This is a genomic window from Neisseria sp. P0020.S003 (assembly GCF_051957095.1).
GTDB lineage: Bacteria > Pseudomonadota > Gammaproteobacteria > Burkholderiales > Neisseriaceae > Neisseria > Neisseria subflava.
In genome coordinates this window covers 54,338-72,752 of sequence record NZ_JBQCWU010000003.1, presented here as the reverse complement: position 1 = coordinate 72,752, position 18,415 = coordinate 54,338, and the positions used below count along the sequence as shown (strand labels likewise).

The following is an 18,415-nucleotide window of genomic DNA, read 5'->3' as shown; positions in this document are numbered from 1 at the left end:
GAACACACATGACTCAAAAAACCATTATCCTTGCCAATCCCCGCGGCTTCTGTGCCGGTGTTGACCGTGCCATCAGTATTGTTGAACGTGCACTCGAAGAATTCGGCGCGCCTATTTACGTCCGCCATGAGGTCGTTCACAACAAATTCGTCGTCGACAATCTGCGGGCAAAAGGTGCCGTATTTGTCGATAACTTGGCGGATGTCCCAAAGGGTGCCACACTGATTTACTCGGCTCACGGCGTATCCAAAGCAGTCCAGGAAGAAGCGGCACAACGTGGTTTCCGCGTTTTTGATGCTACCTGCCCTCTGGTAACCAAAGTCCATAAAGAAGTAGCCCGCCTCGATGAGCAAGATTACGAAATTATCATGATTGGCCACAAAGGCCACGTCGAAGTAGAAGGCACGATGGGACAATTACCTTCGGGCAAAATGTTTCTGGTTGAGACAGTGGAAGATGTAGCCGGACTGAACGTCAAAAATCCTGACAAACTTGCCTACGTCAGCCAAACTACTTTATCGATAGACGAAACCAAAGACATCATTGCAGCTTTAAATCAACGCTTTCCAAATATCCGTAATCCGCACAAAGAAGATATCTGCTACGCCACAACCAACCGCCAAACTGCTGTTAAAGAATTGGCCGAAGAATGCGATCTCGTAATTGTTGTCGGTTCACCCAACTCTTCCAACAGCAACCGCTTGCGTGAAGTAGCCGCATTGCGCGGAGTTGATGCCTATATGGTCGATAATGCCTCCTATCTGAAAAAAGAATGGTTTGAAAACAAAACCAAGGTCGGTGTAACTGCCGGTGCATCTGCGCCCGAAGTCTTGGTTCGAGAAGTCTTACAAACCATTCAAGATTGGGGACATGAGACCATACGCGAAGGAGAAGGCGCAGAAGAAAGCATTGTATTTGTCTTGCCCAAAGAGTTGCGTCGTGAGGGCGAAAACAAGCAGATCCTAAATAAAGGGTAAGTTTGTTATTTGCTTTATTTGAAAACTTAAGGCCGTCTGAAAACTTTCAGACGGCCTTAAGTTTATTCTGCTAATAAAAAAGACCCGCCTTTAAGGCAGGTCTTTTCATGCATGATCCTGATTATTTATCAGAAGTATGTTGCTGACGGCGCAAGATAGCCGGAATTTCAAAGTCATCCAGTACAGACTGGTTGCTGAAATCAGCCGCAGTCAGATTCATAGAACGGATATTGCGGTTGGTACGAACCAAACTTTCAGCACTGCTTTGGCTTTGAGCTTGAGGCACTTCTGCCGCACCGCGTACCAATTGTTGGGTACGGGCAGCAGCACGCAGTTGGTTGTCAGTACCGTTTTCTTTCAAGCCGGTAGCAATGATGGTAATACGGATAGCATCTTCGCTCATGCTCTCGTCTTCGGCAGCACCAAATTTGCATTCCACTTCAGGGTGTGCATTTTGGTTGACGATACGCATAATCTCGTTGAACTCAGACATTTTCAGGCAGCCAGGAGCAGTGGTAATGTTTACCAATACACCGCGTGCGCCATCTAAAGTAACGTTATCCAAGAGCGGGCTGGAGATAGCTTGATCAGTAGCCAAACGGGCACGGTCGATACCTTGCGCGAAACCTGAACCCATCATGGCGATACCGCGATTGCTCATCACGGTTTTCACGTCGGCGAAGTCCAAGTTGATCATGTCGCTAGGGCAAGTCACCACTTCAGAAATACCGGCAACCGCATCACGCAGTACATTGTCTGCTGCACGGAAAGCTTCACGCATGGTCACGTCTTCGCCCAAAGCAGTCATCAATTTGTCGTTCGGGATAATAATCAGGGAATCAACGCGCTCTTTGAGCTGATCCAAACCTGCTTGAGCGATATGTACGCGTTTACCTTCATAAGCAAACGGACGGGTTACAACTGCAACGGTCAGGATACCCATTTCTTTAGCGATTTCAGCCACAACAGGAGCAGAGCCGGTACCTGTACCACCACCCATACCGGTAGTGATGAACAGCATGTTTGCACCGCGGATGGCATCCTCGATGGCTTCGCGATCTTCTTGGGCAGCGGCGCGGCCGATTTCAGGATTTGCACCGGCACCCAAACCGCGAGTCAGGTTTGTACCCAATTGAATGCGTTTAGCCGCATTGTTTTTAGCCAATGATTGCGCATCGGTATTGGCACTGATGAACTCAACACCATGAATAGTGTTGGCAACCATGTTGTTGATGGCATTACAGCCGCCGCCGCCCAAACCGATAACTTTAATAACAGCAGGGCTCGTTGCTGATTCTGCTACGTCGTAAACAAATTCCATTCAATAATCCTCCGCGCCCCGCTTTATAAGGACGGTTCAAAAATAACTTATTATCCGTATTATATAAGAAGTATCCAGATACTGGCAAAAATCTTCTTACCATTCGACTGTCGGCGTTATATTTTTACTACATTTTTTAACAGAAAATATACAAGTTTTAAATTATCCACTTGACAATTATTTAAAACTGTTTAATTCCACTTAAATATTCAGGACAAACGGTTGCTACACCGTCCGCCCTGAAAACTTTTATCAGAAATTATCTCTGAAGAATCTTTGGATTTTTTCCCACAGACCCATTTTTTTGCCTGAATCATTCAGTGCAATCGCACCGGTTCGGCTGGTTTGCTCACCCTCTTCGGCAGCATAGGCCGTCTGAAGCAGGCCAATCGCTGTTGAATAGCGTGGATTGCGGATACGCTCGGATACGCCGCCCATTTCTTGTGGAACACCGATACGCGCCGGCAAGTTGAAGACTTCTTCCGCCAACTCAACAATACCGGTCAACATAGAAGCACCACCAGTCAAAACGATACCTGAAGTCAGCACTTCTTCAGGGAAGCCGGAGCGGCGCAATTCGTTCAGCGTCAATTCCAAAATTTCTTCTACGCGCGGGCCGATGATTTCAGCCAATACACGGCGTGAAATTTGACGTGATTGACGGTCGCCAACGCTAGGAACTTCAATCATTTCATCCAAGCCGTCCATAGTCGGAATCGCGGCACCGTAATGGATTTTGATGTACTCGGCTGCACTATGCGGCGTACGCAAGGCCTGTGCCAAGTCTTTGGTAATCAAATCGCCGGCAACAGGAATAACCGCGGTATGGCGGATTGCGCCATTGGTATAAACCGCGATGTCGGTTGTACCGCCACCGATATCGATGACGCACACGCCCAAATCTTTTTCGTCTTCAGTCAAAACGGCGTGACCGCTTGCCAAAGGCTGAAGCATGATTTGATCCATTTGCAGGCCGCAGCGTTGGATACATTTTTGGATATTTTGCAAAGCAGTGTTCGCACCGGTAATGATGTGTACACGGGTATCCAAACGCACGCCGCTCATGCCGATAGGCTCTTTCACGCCTGGCTGGTTGTCGATGATGTACTCTTGAACCACGGTATGCAAGATATTATGATCAGGCGGAATATTGATGGCTTTAGCCGTTTCGATGGCACGATCAATGTCGGTTTGCGATACTTCACCATCTTTAATTTTGACCACGCCTTGTGAATTCAGGCTGCGGATATGGTTACCGGCAATACCGGTGACGACGTGGGAAATTTTGGTATCTGCCATCAGCTCGGCATCTTCTACCGCCTGACGAATGGCTTGCGCAGTGGCGTCAATGTTGGTCACCATACCTGCACGCAGACCGCGTGAAGGGCTTTGACCCAAGCCAACAATGTGGATTTCGTTATCTTCCCGAATCTCGCCGATTAAGGCGATGACCTTGGACGTACCAATGTCTAAGGCACTGATATATTTATTTTGTTGTTCCATAATTGCTCGTTCGCTATGTTGTCTGACTGACGGTTTGATTATTTTTGAAACAAGATTGCTTCACGTCTAATCGGCTATTCACTGTCGGAAGGGTTTTCAGACGGCCGGTAACGGACTGAAAAACCATCCTTATAACGCATATCGACATATTCGATACTACTTTGTTTTTTACGCAGCAGCGATGGCCAAATCTGGGCAAACTGCTGCAAACGTTTGATTTCGTTTTCACGCCCCAAGCGCACGGTAATGCCGTTGTTCAATACAAGCAGCCATGCCGACCGCGGCGTATAGATCAATTCTTTGATGGTCAGTTTCAACGGACTCAAAATACCGGAAAAGTCCGCATAATGTTTGACCATGTCTTTGCCTGTCCCCTGCTGCCCTTCAAATATAGGCAGGTCCTGTTTCAGGCTTGCGGCAAACACATTACCCTTACTGTCCACCAAGCCGCCAGCGCGCCAGTGTGCAACCGGCACACGCTCAGTCAGGATAATTTCCACGGTTTCCGGAAAACGACGGCGTACCATTGCCGAGTCAATCCAAGGCAACTCCTGAAAAGCGGCCTGCGCTGAATCAATATCGGCGCGGAACATATTACCCCTGATATGCTCTCGTGCAACAGTTTGCAATTCTTTGTTGGAAGCATATTTCAGCTTACCCTGAATGGCAATCTGTTTCACAGGGAAATATTTTGAATTGTAAAGCCAAGCTATGCCCGAACCTATCAGTAGAAAGGTCATCAGCACCAATAGCCGGCGGGTCAGCCGACCCAGTGCGCCTGCATCATCCCACATGAGCGGTCTTCAAAATCTCAATACATAAATCAGCAAAATCCACGCCGGTATGGCCTGCAGATTTTGGCACCAAACTATGGCTGGTCATACCAGGCAAGGTATTGATTTCCAAGAGATACAATTTACCGTCCGTATCTTTCAGAAAGTCCACGCGCGAACAGCCGTCCGCACCAATCGCCTGCGCACCACGCACAGCCAGTTCGCGCATCAGGTTTTCCTCCGCCTCGCTCAAATCTTCCGATGGGCATTGATAAACCGTATCGTTGCGGTTGTATTTAGCTTCGTAGTCGTAAAACTCGGTAGCCGGAATAATATGAATGCTCGGTAGGCCTTTGCCGTTCAATACCGGGCAAGAATACTCGCCGCCGCCGAGAAAGCGTTCGGCAATGATTTCACCCTGCAAGTGTTTCAATTCTTCGTAAACGCTTTTCAGACGGCCTTTTTCTTTTACTTTTACCACGCCGACGCTACTGCCTTCTGAGGCAGGTTTCACAAACATCGGCAGGCCCAATTTTTCTTCAACAGCATCAAAGTCGCTGTCGTCATGCAATACGACAAACTCAGGAACAGGCAAGCCCACAGCCTGCCAAATCAGTTTGCAGCGGTATTTATCCATACCCAGCGCAGAAGCAGCCACCCCGCTACCGGTGTAAGGAATACCCATCAGTTCCAACGCGCCTTGAATCGCGCCATCTTCGCCAAAAGTGCCGTGCAGAATATTGAAGGCCGTCTGAAAACCTTGTGTTTTCAATTCAGATAACGGGGTTTCTTTGGGGTCGAACGCATGGGCATCGACGCCTTTGCTTTTCAAGGCTGCCAAAATAGCGGCGCCGCTGTCCAGCGACACTTCGCGCTCGCTGGAGAAGCCACCCATCAACACGGCCACTTTGCCAAAATTCTGCATAATTTCCACTTTCTTAAATACTGATACAGGCCGTCTGAATATTGTTCAGACGACCTATCTGTCCTCAAATGCCAATATGCCTGTTTATTATGATTGTTTCGACAATTCCACCAATGCAGACGGAACGCGGTTAATGCTGCCGGCACCCATATTCAGAACGACATCGCCGTCTTGCAAAACATTCAGCAGCATTTGCGGCAGGTCGGCAACGTTTTCGCAGTAAATAGGCTCAAGTTTGCCCAATACGCGGATGGCGCGCGCCAAGGCGCGGGAATCGGCTGCGGCAATCGGCTCTTCGCCTGCGGCATAAACTTCGGTCAACACCAGCGCATCAACGGTATTGAGGACTTTAGTAAAGTCTTCAAACAAATCGCGTGTACGGGTATAGCGGTGCGGTTGAAAAGCCAATACCAAGCGTTTTTCAGGGTATGCACCACGCGCAGCGGAAAGGGTTGCCGCCATTTCGACAGGATGATGGCCATAATCATCCACCAGCAAAGCGGTTCCACCGTTTGGCAATTTAATGTTGCCATATTTTTGGAAGCGGCGGCCGACGCCTTCAAAGCCAAGCAAGCCTTTTTGGATCGCTTCAACCGATGCGCCAACTTCCAGCGCAACTCCGATAGCCGCCAACGCATTGAGGACGTTGTGGCGGCCGGGCATATTCAAAACAACTTCAAACGGCTCTTGCTCATGTCCTTTCATTTGGACATGAACGGTAAATTTCATTTGCGCGCCGATGTTTTCAATATCGGTTGCGTAGATATCAGCAGTATCGTCCAAGCCGTAAGTAGCATAAGGCTTGCTCACTTTGGGCAAAATCGCGCGGACGTGTTCGCTGTCGATACACAAAAACGCTTTGCCGTAAAACGGCATACGGTGGATAAAATCAACAAACGCCTGATGCAGCTTCTCAACGCTGTGGCCGTAAGTGTCCATGTGGTCTTCGTCAATATTGGTCACGACGGACATAATCGGAGTCAGGTACAGGAAAGAGGCATCGGATTCGTCGGCTTCTGCGACGATGTATTCGCCTTTACCCAAACGGGCGTTGGTACCTGCGGCATTGAGTTTGCCGCCGATCACGAAAGTGGGATCGAGACCTGCCGCACCGAGGATGGAGGCGGTCAGACTAGTGGTCGTGGTTTTGCCGTGCGTACCGGCAATGGCGATGCCGTCACGGAAGCGCATCAGTTCCGCCAGCATCAGGGCGCGCGGAATGACGGGAATTTGCTGCTCCAGCGCAGCGACGACTTCGGGATTATCTTTTTTGACAGCGGTAGAGGTAACGACGACATCCGCTCCGTTGACGTGTTCGGCGGTATGACCGGGATAAACTTGAATACCCAAGCTGCTCAAATGCTCGGTAACCGCATTTCGCGCCTGATCCGAACCGGAAACTTTAAAGCCCAAATTGTGTAAGACTTCGGCGATACCGCTCATGCCGACGCCGCCGATACCGACAAAATGGATGTTGGTGACTCGATTTTTCATCATGATGTTGCGTTTCGGTGGATTTTCGATGCGTAAAGGCGTTATTTTAAAGGGCTATCCGCTTCTGCGCCATAGTTTTCTTGTAAATTAAAGATGTTTTGGCATACAGGATTTCACATTGGTTGCAATATGGGTAAAAAAGGGGCGGCACTTGGCGGTGAATCTTTGCTATTTTGCCTATTTTTAAACTTGATTTCAGCTACCAAAACACCAGCAAAAACAAAATATAAGGTCGTCTGAAAACCGTTTTCAGACGACCTCGTGCTTATCAACTGGATGGCACTTGTATCCTCATCAAGCGCATATCCAGTTTGCGCCGTCCCCACGCGGTCGCATACAAAAGGCGCAAAAGCCACGGATAACGCGGTTTGCAGACGCTGCTCAAACCGGCTTCTTCAATAATTTCCACACCCGGCATCAGCCGCAGAATGTCGTCCACTCCGCTTATCGCCCAGCGGAACTCGGGCGGTTTGTCCATTTTACCGAGCGCGTCATGGTGTTTGCTTTGTCCGATGTAGGCTTTGGGGATAGTGTCAAAAGCAAGTTGGGCATTCGGCAGACGGCGAGCAACCTGTTTGAAAAAATCCTGCACTTGCGTTTCTTCGAAATACATCAACACGCCTTCGATCACGAGCAACACGGGTTTGCCGTGCGCTGCGACGGTGTTCATCCACGCTTCGTCAAACATGGACGCGCCTAGATAATGATTGTCCGATTCAGGCAGCAGCATGCGCCGCACTTCAATCACTTCGGGTAAATCCAAATCATACCAAGCGGTAATGCGCGGCTTGCCCAAGCGTTCGTAACGCGCATCCAGCCCCGCGCCGATTTGCACGACGACGGCATCGGGATGTTCGGCGATAAAGTGCCGGGTCATATCGTCCAACAGCTTCGCCCGCCCGCAACAGCCGACCTGCGATGCTTTGACTTTGGCAAACTTGCTGAAGTCGTAGTCAATCTTGTCCAACATCCGCACGGCTTCGTCATCGCGCAAAAGCGGCTGCGCCCTACCCTGCTCTACTGCCTTCGCCCACAGGGGGATCAGCATGGTACTGGACAGGGCGGAAATGGTTTCGGGAGAGATTTTTGCAGACATGATAGCCTCCAATGAGAGAAATTCCTATTTACATCATACTCCCGCACAATACGGCTGCCAAGTTGCAAAAAGATCGTCTGAAACCCGTTTCTTGGTTTTCAGACTACCTCTGTTTCGTTCATCACATTATGTCATCATGCCGTACACGCGATGGCGGCTTCCGCCACATCGTCCGCACTGTGCGGCAACGCCAACGTACGGGCATTTTTCGCCCATTTCAGGCATTTTTCACGGTTTAATCCGCCGAGGATTTCGGCCAGTTTTTCTGCCGTCAGTTGAGTTTGCGGCAGCAGCAAACCAGCTTCGGCCTGCACCATAAAGCGCGCATTAGCTGTTTGATGGTCGTCTACCGCGTGCGGATACGGCACCAGCAATGCACCCAAACCTGCAACCGTCAGCTCGGCAATCGTCAGCGCGCCGGCACGGCAAATCACCAAATCGGCATCGCGGTAGGCGGACACCATGTCGGTAATAAATTCCACGCACTCAGCTTGCACACCCAACGCATCGTAATCCGCCTGCAGGTTGCCCAATTTATTGCGGCCGGACTGATGATACATTTGCGGACGGGCAGCCTCAGGCAACAATGCCAAAGCCTGCGGAACGGTTTTGTTCAACACATCTGCCCCTAAACTGCCACCCACCACCAAAACTTTCAGACGGCCTTGACGGTTTTCAAAGCGTTCTTCAGGAACAGGCAATGCCGCAATATCGGCACGGACAGGGTTACCCACTAATCCGCCTTCATGCTGAAAGGCTTTAGGGAAAGCGTACAAAACACGTTTTGCCCAACGCGACAGTTGGCGGTTGGACAAACCGGCTACGGCGTTTTGCTCATGAATCACAATCGGCACACCGGAAATTTTTGCCGCCAAGCCGCCGGGGAAAGTAACGAAACCGCCAAAACCGATCACACACTCGACACGGTGTTTCTTAATAATCTGCTGCGCCGCGCGGACGGTTTTATACAGCGTAAACGGCAACATCAGCTTACGCTTGATGCCGTTGCCGCGGATACCTTTAATCGCCAGCGTTTCCAAGCGTATGCCGTATTGCGGCACGATACGCTCTTCCATCGAATCCTGACTGCCCAGCCAAATCACATGATGGCCGCGCTTTTGCAGCGACTCGGCAACCGCCAATGCAGGGAAAATATGACCGCCCGTACCGCCGGCCATCAGCATAAAAGTTTTACCGCTCATGGTTTTACTCCACCGAATAACCGCGCATTTTTTGGCGGTTTTCATAATCAATGCGCAATAACAAAGTAATGCACACCAGCATGATAAAGACAGCCGAACCGCCGTAAGACATAAACGGCAAAGTCAGACCTTTAGTGGGCAGGATACCGATATTTACACCGATATTGAAGAAACTTTGAATACCAATCCAAATACCGATACCGTTGGCAATGTACGCGCTGAACATCAAACCCGAATCACGCGCCTGCTTGCCGATGGAAAACGCACGCCACACCAGCCAGCCGTAGCAGAACACCAAAACCAGCATCCCAACAAAACCAAATTCTTCACCGATGACGGCAAAAATAAAATCCGTATGCGCTTCGGGCAGATAGAAACGTTTTTCCAAACTCGCACCCAAGCCCTCGCCAAACCAGCCGCCACGCGCAATCGCCATCAAAGAATGTGTCAGCTGATAGCCTTTACCCAACGGATCGCTCCAAGGGTCCAAAAACGCCGCCACACGTGCCATACGGTAAGGCGCGGCCAAAATCAGCAAGCCCATACCGCTCACAACGGTCGCCACCAATACGGCAAAATATTTCCATGGAAAGCCTGCCAAAAACAGCATACCCATGGTGATCACGACAATCACGACAAACGAGCCAAAGTCCGGCTGACCCATAATCAAAACCAAACCGACCGCCACCAACATAATCGGCAGAATCAAGGTCTTAAACTTGCGGAAACGTTCCTTTACCCTTACCCGAGCGTCACTTTTAAAGGGGCTGCACACCAAATCGCCAATACCGGTAAACAAAGACGACCAACCCAAAGAATCCAAATCGCGCAACATTTCTTCACGGCGCGTAAACAGGCTGGACAAATACAAGACCGTCGCCAATTTGAAAAATTCAGTAGGTTGCAAATTGAGCGGTCCGATATGAATCCAGCGCGTCGCGCCGTTAATTTCGCGGCCTACAAACAACACCAGCAACAACAGCAAACCCGAGACAGCAAAATAAAACGGAATAATCCGCCGCCAGAAGCTCATCTTCAGCAAAAAAAGCGGCAAGCATATGGCCACCGTAAACAGGATAAACATTGCCTGCTTGCCGACAAAAGAAAACTGCGTACCGCCCTCCGCCGCCGCGTACGCAATCGAAGCGGAATAAATCATCACCAGGCTGAACACGGTCATCAACACCGTCATCCACAAAAGCGATGTATCGAATTTCTGACCGCTGCGGGAAATCGGGCGGTCGAGAATCTTGGAAAGACTAATCATGAACAAACATCCGTTACGGAACAAACGTTTCAGACGACCTTTTGGATATACGGGTCGTCTGAAAATATCGAAAATCAGAAAAACGTCATTCTAAAGGTTTCTTGGCAAAGCAACAATTCAGATTCTTTAAAGATGTCGGATTCCGACGTTCTTTGCGCCCTCTCCTACCCTTTGATATCGGCAAAAGGCCGTCTGAAAACACTTTTATATTTTCAGACGGCCTTGTATAAATCTTTTCTTCAGGAAAATAGGCTACTTTTTATCTAATGCAAACCCTAAGCCAACTGCTGTATTTCCGCCCATGGCTGTATCTGTTCCAACTGCGCGGCGAGGCTAAGCAGCGTGTCTTCGCGCCCGTGTGCGGCGGCGAACTGGGTACCGACGGGCAGCCCGTTATGCCGGTAAAGCGGCACACTCATGGCGGGGTTGCCGCTCATGTTCAGCGGCGACGTATAACCGACGTATTGCAGCGCGGCGGTGGCTTCTTTTTCTAAAAACGGGTTGTTTTTCAACAGAAAACCCAAACGCAGCGTGCCGAACAGCAGGCGCATGGCTTTTTGTGCGGCGGGCGGCGGCATCATCTCGCCGATTTTCGGCGTGGTGCGCGGGCAGACGGGCGTCATCAACACGTCGTAGCGCGTGAAAAATGCTTTGGCGGCACGTTCCTGAGCCAGCATCACGTCGCGCGCCCATGCCATTTCGCCCGCGCTGATTTGCCGCCCCTGCACAATCATTGCCCACGTTGTCGGCTCAAGTAGGCGGTGCGGCAGTTTTTGTCCGGTTTCGTATTGATATTGGTAGAACAGTTTTGCCGTTTCGCCCATGACGATGATGCGGGCGGCGCGGTTGAGCTGTTCGGGTGGCGCAAAATCGGGCGTGGCTTCTTCCAATTCGTGTCCCGCATCTTGCATCAGTTTCAAACTATGGACGAACGCGGCTTCCGTACCTTCGTCGTTGCCGCCGCCAAACCATGCCTGTTTCCAAAAAGCTATTTTCAGACGACCTGTTTCTTGTTTCAGGCTGCCTGCAAAACCGTTTTCGGGCGGCGGCGGGCAAGCATACAGGGCGCGGGCTTGGGTTTGGGCGGCGATGTCCAGCAAAACCGCGCTGTCGCGCACGCTGCGGGTCAGCACATGGTCACACACCAATCCTTGCCATGCTTCCGATGCGCTCGGCGCGTAACTGCTGCGGCCGCGCGTGGGTTTCAGCCCGAACACGCCGCAGTTGTGTGCAGGTAAGCGGATGGAACCGCCGCCGTCGCTGCCGTGCGCTGCGGGTACGACGCCCGAAGCCACTGCCGCCGCCGCACCGCCGCTGCTGCCGCCCGCGGTGTAATCCAAATGCCACGGATTGCGCGTAATGCCGTAAATTTCGGTTTCGGTAACGGCATATGTGCCCCATTCGGGCGTGGTGGTTTTGCCGAACACGCGCAGCCCCGCATCGAGATAGGCTTGGGTTAAGTCACTGTTTTTCTTGGCAATGTAATGCTGCATCATGCGCGAACCCGACCATGTCGGCGCGCCTTCCCAATCCGCCAGCAGGTCTTTGAGCAAAAACGGCACGCCCGCCAGCGGCGTATCGGCATTTTCGGACGACCCCTGCCACGCCGCCGCGCGTTCGCGCAAATCGTGCGCCAACAGATTGAGCTTGGGATTGACTTCGTCCAAGCGGCTTAAAGCAGCCTGCAACACTTCATCGGCACACACTTCTTTTTTGCGGATCAGCTCTGCCAAACCGACGGCATCGTAACGGATGTAGTCTTGAAAATTCATGGGTTTTCCTTTCGGATTGATGAACACACGTTTTTTCGGTCAGGCATGGCTGCCCGCCGCCTCGCCGTTTGCCCGCATAGGCAATTTTTAAGAAACAGTAACACCGTATAAAGGAAAGAAACAAGCTTATCGTTGCTGCAAAAAGGTCGTCTGAAACTGCCTTGACGTTTGCAGACGACCTTTTTGCCAATAGTGCTCAAGGTTTACGGTAAAACCAACCCTCTTTTCATGTTTCAGACGACCTCACAAAGCTTTGAACGCTTCGATAAACACTTCCGAACGGTGCTCATAGCCTTTAAACATATCAAAGCTCGCACAAGCCGGGCTGAGCAGCACAATATCGCCCGCTTCGGCTTGGGCGTATGCCGTCTGAACGGCTTCTTCCAAAGTGGCGCAGTCGGTCATATTCAAGCCGCAGCCGTCCAAATCGCGGCGGATTTGCGGCGCATCGACGCCAATCAGGAACACACCTTTGGCCTTGCCGGCAAGCGCGTCGCGCAGGGGCGTGAAGTCCTGCCCTTTGCCCATACCGCCCAAAATCACGAAGAGCGGATTTTGCAAACCGGCAATCGCGGCGGCAGTTGCGCCGACATTTGTACCTTTGCTGTCGTCGATGAACACTACGCCGTTTTTCTCGCCGATTTTTTCCACACGGTGTGGCAAGCCTTGGAAGGTTTTGACGTGCTCGAGCAATGCTTCGCGCGGCAACCCAATGGCTTCACACAAAGCAACGGCGGCCATCACATTGGCGGCGTTGTGTAAGCCTTGCAGTGGGATGTCTTGCGTAGCAATCAAATCTTCATTGCCTTGTTTCAGGCGGCCTGTCTCACGTTCCAACCAAAAATCGGCTTTATGTTCCAACGAAAACCATTTCACCTCGCGTCTGGCACGCTTCATCGCGCGGCAGAACGCATCGTCCTCATTCAAAACCTGCACGCCATCGCCACGGAAAATCTTATCCTTGGTATGTGCGTAATCGAGCAAGTCGTCGTAGCGGTCGAGATGGTCTTCGGAAATGTTCAATACCGTCGCCGCAGTCGGGCGCAGGCTTTCGGTATTTTCCAGTTGGAAGCTGGAAAGCTCCAACACCCACACGTCTGCCTTTTTGCCTTCGCGCTGTAATTCCGCCTCCAAAACCGGCGTACCGATATTGCCCGCGATAACGGTATCCAGCCCGCACTTGATGCAGAGATAGCCGACCAGGCTCGTCACCGTGGTTTTGCCGTTGCTACCGGTAATCGCAATCACCTTGTCGCCGCGGCGGTTCACAATGTCCGCCAGCAATTCAATGTCGCCCAACACACGTCCGCCGTTTTGCTTGAACGCCTCGATATCCGGCTGCCGCTCGCTGATGCCGGGACTGAGCGCCAGAATATCGAAACCATTATCCAGCGCATCTTTCAGACGACCCGTGTAAAACACCAGCCCGTCAAACATCTTACCGATTTGCGACACGCGCTCCGGTTTCAGCTCCGCATCATACGCAGCCACCTCCGCACCGTTTTTGCGCAGATAGGCAATCATGGAAATACCCGTGCCGCCAAGTCCGGCGACGAGGATTTTTTTGTTTTGAAAAGTCATTTTGGTTTTGTCCTAAAACAAATCATATTGTGCAGGGGGGATGTCCGCTCCTGCTCAAGCCGCTTTCAGACGGCATCGCGAGCTGTTCAATAACCCAGCTTCAAACGGCGGTAATTGTCGCAGCCGTCTTGGTATCCATTGTCGCAAGCCTTACCGTACCATTCTTGGGCAAGGGCGCTGTCTTGGCGCACACCGCGTCCAGACTCATAGGCTATACCCAACAAGACTTGGGCTTGAGCATCCCCTTGTTCTGCAGCCTGCCGATACCACTGCACTGCCTGTGCATCGTCTTGACGGACTCCTTGCCCGTTGGCATACATCAGACCCAAATTAACTTGGGCATCGGTATCCCCTTGTTCTACAGCCCTACGATACCACTGCACTGCCTGTGCATAGTCTTGACGGACGCCTTGCCCTTGTTCATACATCAGGCCCAAATTAACTTGGGCACCAGCATACCCTTGTTCTGCCGCCTTGCGATACCACTGCACCGCCTGTGCATAGTCTTGACGGACACCTTGCCCTTGTTCATACATCAGGCCCAAATTAACTTGGGCACCAGCATACCCTTGTTCTGCCGCCTTGCGATACCACTGCACCGCCTGTGCATAGTCTTGACGGACGCCTTGCCCTTGTGCATACATCAGGCCCAAATTGGTTTGGGCTTGGACTAATCCCTGCTCCGCTGCCTTACGATACCATCTGAACGCTTCGGCATAGTCTTGACGGACGCCTTGCCCTTGTTCATACATATCACCCAAATTATATTGGGCTTGGACTAATCCCTGCTCCGCTGCCTTACGATACCATCTGAACGCTTCGGCATAGTCTTGACGGACGCCTTGCCCTTGTTCATACATCAGACCCAAATTACTTTGGGCTTGGGCATCCCCTTGTTCTGCAGCCTGCCGATACCACTGCACTGCCTGTGCATCGTCTTGAGGGACGTCTTGCCCGATGGCATACATCACGCCCAAATTATATTGGGCATCGACATTCCCTTGCTTCGCAGCTTGAAGCGTTTTCTGAAAATCCGGCATATTATCCGCCCAAACTGCCTGCGCCAAGCCCAAAGACAACAGGGCTACCATTATTTTTTTTAATAATTTATTCATTCTAAAATCCATTTCTTTCAAATTATTGTTTCTATTTTATCCTAGTTTTTTCAGACGGCCTCAACTAGTGAATTCCTTAAAAAAGCTATTTACACCGTAGCTACTCAAAATCTGCTGCAATTCCGGTGCACGTACCCATGGATCAACCGCCATAGGCGGAATAGGCGGTTCGATACCGTCTTCGTTTTGGTTACGGCACCAATCTGCCATGGCAAAAACTTGGATTAAAACAGGCTCGGCAAGTGCTTTATCGATGTCCAGTTCGCTCATGGCTTGGGCAAAGCAGGCGATCCATTCGTTTCGGACTTGTACGTTGACGGCAAAAGGTATATGGCGGGCGCGCAGTTGGGGATGGCCGTATTTTTCGACAAAAAGTTGCGGGCCGCCGAGCCAGCCGCTAAAAAATTCGTAGAGCTTTTCGCGTATCAGGGTCATGTCTTCGCCGTGCATTTGGCGCAAGGCTTGGTATTGCGGCTCAAGTTCCATCAAGTCGTAGAAACGGTCAGTCAGGGTGCGGATGCCGGTTGCGCCGCCAAAAGATTGGTACATGTTTGGGGACTTTCTGTGTGGATTATTGCGAGATTTATTTTGAGACGTAGGATTCAGGCAAGCATGCTTACCTTACATAATGGCCGTCTGAAAGTTTCAGACGGCCTTTGGAGATTTAGCGGATTTTGAGGGTACTTAAACCAATCAGCACCAAGACGATGGTGATAATCCAAAAGCGGACGACGACTTGGGTTTCTTTCCAGCCTTTTTGTTCGTAATGGTGATGAATCGGCGCCATCAGGAAGATGCGTTTTTGGGTGCGTTTGTACCAACCGACTTGCAACATAACAGAAATAGCTTCAACAACAAACAGGCCGCCCATGATGACGAGGACAAATTCTTGGCGGATGATGACGGCAACGGTACCGAGCGCCGCGCCAAGCGCGAGCGCGCCGACGTCGCCCATAAAGACTTGTGCCGGATAGGCGTTAAACCACAAAAAGCCGAGACACGCGCCACACATGGCGGTACAGAAAATCACCACTTCGTTTGCGCCGGCAACGTAAGGCAATTGCAGGTATTGGGCAAATTGGGAGTGGCCGCTGGCATAGGCAAAGATGGCAAGGCCGGCGGCAACAAGCACAACGGGGAATGCGGCCAAGCCGTCCAAACCGTCGGTCAGGTTAACGGCATTGGATGTGCCGACGATGGTCAGGTAGGACAATACCAAGAAGCCGACGACACCAAGAGGCAAGGCAACTTGTTTGAAGAAGGGAACAATCAGGATATTGTTGGCAGAGTTTGTCGCAAGGTAGAACAATGCCAAACCGGCGATGATGGCAACGCTGGACTGCCACACCATTTTGAATTTGGCAGACACGCCGTTAGGGTCTTTATAAACCACTTTGCGCCAGTCGTCGTAAAAACCGAGTGCGCCGGTAGCAAGCAAGACTCCTAAGAGAATCCAGATATAAGGATTTGCCCAGTTGCCCCACAAGATTGTGGACACGGTAATGGCGGTCAAAATCAGCGAGCCGCCCATGGTTGGCGTACCGTTTTTGATCAGGTGGGTTTGAGGGCCGTCGGTACGGACGGCTTGACCGACTTTAAGCGCAGTCAACTTGCGGATGGTCCACGGACCCAACAATAATGAAAATACCAGCGCAGTCAGCGCAGCCATCACGGCACGGAATGTGGTGTATTGAAAAATATTCAGACCGGTTAACCAGTTACTGAAATGTGCGAGCCATAAAAACATGGGGCTTCCTTTTTTGTTTTTGTTGTTACAGCGGGCTTATTGCCCAATTAAAAATAAATCGGTATGCCGTCTGAAATTGCAGACGGCCTTGTTGAGTAAGATTATTTCTCTACCGCGCAAATCGGATAGTTTCCTGGATTCTTTCCGCCGCCCAAGTCCAAGCAGGTATCTTCATAAATAAATGCCTGTACTTTCATTCCGGCATAAAACGCGGCAATCAGCAAACCAGCCAATAGAAAAATTTTTTTCATAATTTCTGACGGCCTTTTACGCGGTTGTTGCTGCCAACGCCTCGACCACTTCTTCCATCTTCATAAAGCGCGAGCCTTTGACCAACACAGTAGCGTGTTCAGGCAAATCGTGGCTCAACACTTGAATCAGCGGATCTTTGTCAGCAAACCACAAACCTTCCGCGCCAAATGTTTCCGCCGCTTCAACGCTGTTGTCGCCGACAAAATATGCAACCTCGATGCCTTTATCCCGTGCATACGCGCCAACTTCGGCATGCATGGCGGCGGCTTCATCCTCACCCAATTCGCCCATGTCGCCCATCACAAAAATACGCGGCGCGGGCATAGCGGCGAGTACATCAATGGCGGCTTTCATGCTGTCGGGGTTGGCATTATAAGTATCGTCAATCAAAGTCGCGCCTTTAATGCCTTGCTTGATATTCAGACGGCCTTTGATATTGCTGAAATTTTTCAGGCCATCTGAAACTTCGGCAAGGCTCAAACCTGCCGCCAAAGCCAGAGCCGCCGCCGCTACAGCATTATGCACATTGTGACGGCCGGGAACTGGCAATACCACGGCAACACGTTCATGACCACGCACCAAATCAAATTCGCAAGACAACGGTTTCAACTCAATATTTTCCGCATGGATATCGCCACTGGCAACGCCGAAAGTCTGAGCGTTCAATTGTGCAGTAGCAGCTTCAAATGTAGCAATATTGGCATCTTCACACGGAATCAGTGCAATGCCGTCTGAAAGCAAACCTTCGTAGATTTCACTTTTGGCTTTGGCAATATCACCGACACCATCAAAACCGCAACCAACATGCGCGCGCAAAGCGTTATTGACCAGAGCAACATTCGGACCGGCAATTCGGGTCAACAAAGACAATTCGCCAAAATGGTTCATACCCATTTCAATGACGGCATAGCGATGTTTTTCGTTCAGTTTCAACAACGTCAGCGGCAGGCCAATATGATTGTTGAAATTGCCAGCAGTCGCCAACACAGCTTCATCACCAAATCGATGACGCAATACGCCGGCCAACATCTCTTTAACCGTCGTTTTGCCGGAAGAGCCGGTAATGCCAAAGACAAACGGATTCACATTTTCACGCCACGCCTTCGCCAGTTTTTGCAAAGCCGCAAGCGTATCGTCAACCTTCAGCGCGCCTTTCAAAGCCGCACAATCTTCGCGCGAAACCACAACTGCCGTTGCCCCCGCTGCCAACACATCTTCAACAAAGTCATGCGCGTCAAAGCGCTCACCGACAAGTGCGAAAAATACATCGCCGTCCTGAATATCGCGGCTGTCTGTAACAATACGCAAAACGGGTTGATTTTCAGACGGTATCGGAAAGCCGAGAGTTTGACAGATGAAATTTAGGTCTAGTGGTTTCATGGTTTCTTTC

16 protein-coding genes are annotated in these 18,415 nt (G+C 50.8%); 1 reads left to right on the top strand and 15 read right to left on the bottom strand.

The genetic code is table 11. The features are described from left to right. The first annotated feature begins 8 nt into the window (after window positions 1-8). The gene (gene ispH / locus ACTHTQ_RS03270; protein WP_440363083.1) at window positions 9-977 is read left to right on the top strand and encodes a 4-hydroxy-3-methylbut-2-enyl diphosphate reductase; all 969 of its coding nucleotides are present in this window, start codon (window positions 9-11) and stop codon (window positions 975-977) included. A gap of 121 nt (window positions 978-1,098) precedes the next feature. Here the strand turns inward: ispH and ftsZ are convergent, their stop codons facing one another. From ftsZ to ACTHTQ_RS03195, 15 genes are all read right to left on the bottom strand, one after another. Beyond that, a complete protein-coding gene (gene ftsZ / locus ACTHTQ_RS03265) occupies window positions 1,099-2,298 on the bottom strand; it encodes a cell division protein FtsZ (protein WP_003685906.1) in 1,200 nt (399 codons plus the stop codon). A gap of 252 nt (window positions 2,299-2,550) precedes the next feature. After that, on the bottom strand, window positions 2,551-3,801 hold the full coding sequence (gene ftsA / locus ACTHTQ_RS03260; RefSeq protein WP_440363082.1) for a cell division protein FtsA: 1,251 nt from the start codon (window positions 3,799-3,801) through the stop codon (window positions 2,551-2,553). Between the two features lie 74 nt (window positions 3,802-3,875). Continuing rightward, complete coding sequence (locus ACTHTQ_RS03255) at window positions 3,876-4,595, bottom strand: cell division protein FtsQ/DivIB (protein WP_440363081.1); 720 nt, start codon at window positions 4,593-4,595, stop codon at window positions 3,876-3,878. Further along, complete coding sequence (locus tag ACTHTQ_RS03250; RefSeq protein WP_440363080.1) at window positions 4,585-5,499, bottom strand: D-alanine--D-alanine ligase; 915 nt, start codon at window positions 5,497-5,499, stop codon at window positions 4,585-4,587. Before ACTHTQ_RS03250 ends, ACTHTQ_RS03255 begins: the two co-directional genes overlap by 11 nt. A gap of 87 nt (window positions 5,500-5,586) precedes the next feature. After that, a complete protein-coding gene (gene murC / locus ACTHTQ_RS03245; RefSeq protein ID WP_440363079.1) occupies window positions 5,587-6,996 on the bottom strand; it encodes a UDP-N-acetylmuramate--L-alanine ligase in 1,410 nt (469 codons plus the stop codon). Window positions 6,997-7,261: 265 nt separating this feature from the next. Further along, window positions 7,262-8,089 (bottom strand): class I SAM-dependent methyltransferase, encoded by an 828-nt coding sequence (locus tag ACTHTQ_RS03240; protein WP_049351713.1) that lies wholly within the window; start codon window positions 8,087-8,089, stop codon window positions 7,262-7,264. Window positions 8,090-8,223: 134 nt separating this feature from the next. Beyond that, window positions 8,224-9,291: an undecaprenyldiphospho-muramoylpentapeptide beta-N-acetylglucosaminyltransferase gene (murG, locus tag ACTHTQ_RS03235; RefSeq protein ID WP_003685904.1), complete on the bottom strand. Its 1,068-nt coding sequence runs from the start codon at window positions 9,289-9,291 to the stop codon at window positions 8,224-8,226. Window positions 9,292-9,295: 4 nt separating this feature from the next. Further along, window positions 9,296-10,558, bottom strand: a complete 1,263-nt coding sequence (locus tag ACTHTQ_RS03230) for an FtsW/RodA/SpoVE family cell cycle protein (RefSeq protein ID WP_440363078.1) — start codon at window positions 10,556-10,558, stop codon at window positions 9,296-9,298. 275 nt (window positions 10,559-10,833) lie between these two features. Beyond that, window positions 10,834-12,330 (bottom strand): amidase, encoded by a 1,497-nt coding sequence (locus ACTHTQ_RS03225; RefSeq protein ID WP_440363077.1) that lies wholly within the window; start codon window positions 12,328-12,330, stop codon window positions 10,834-10,836. Between the two features lie 243 nt (window positions 12,331-12,573). Then, complete coding sequence (gene murD / locus ACTHTQ_RS03220; RefSeq protein WP_440363076.1) at window positions 12,574-13,911, bottom strand: UDP-N-acetylmuramoyl-L-alanine--D-glutamate ligase; 1,338 nt, start codon at window positions 13,909-13,911, stop codon at window positions 12,574-12,576. An 86-nt stretch (window positions 13,912-13,997) separates the two neighbouring features. Continuing rightward, the gene (locus ACTHTQ_RS03215) at window positions 13,998-15,026 is read right to left on the bottom strand and encodes an SEL1-like repeat protein (protein ID WP_440363075.1); all 1,029 of its coding nucleotides are present in this window, start codon (window positions 15,024-15,026) and stop codon (window positions 13,998-14,000) included. Window positions 15,027-15,086: 60 nt separating this feature from the next. After that, window positions 15,087-15,575, bottom strand: a complete 489-nt coding sequence (locus ACTHTQ_RS03210; protein WP_440363074.1) for a group II truncated hemoglobin — start codon at window positions 15,573-15,575, stop codon at window positions 15,087-15,089. Between the two features lie 115 nt (window positions 15,576-15,690). Then, window positions 15,691-16,773, bottom strand: coding sequence for a phospho-N-acetylmuramoyl-pentapeptide-transferase (gene mraY / locus ACTHTQ_RS03205; RefSeq protein WP_440363073.1), 1,083 nt, complete (start codon window positions 16,771-16,773; stop codon window positions 15,691-15,693). 101 nt (window positions 16,774-16,874) lie between these two features. Next, on the bottom strand, window positions 16,875-17,024 hold the full coding sequence (locus tag ACTHTQ_RS03200) for a hypothetical protein (RefSeq protein WP_308112011.1): 150 nt from the start codon (window positions 17,022-17,024) through the stop codon (window positions 16,875-16,877). A 16-nt stretch (window positions 17,025-17,040) separates the two neighbouring features. Then, on the bottom strand, window positions 17,041-18,405 hold the full coding sequence (locus ACTHTQ_RS03195; RefSeq protein ID WP_440363072.1) for a UDP-N-acetylmuramoyl-tripeptide--D-alanyl-D-alanine ligase: 1,365 nt from the start codon (window positions 18,403-18,405) through the stop codon (window positions 17,041-17,043). Window positions 18,406-18,415 lie beyond the last annotated feature (10 nt).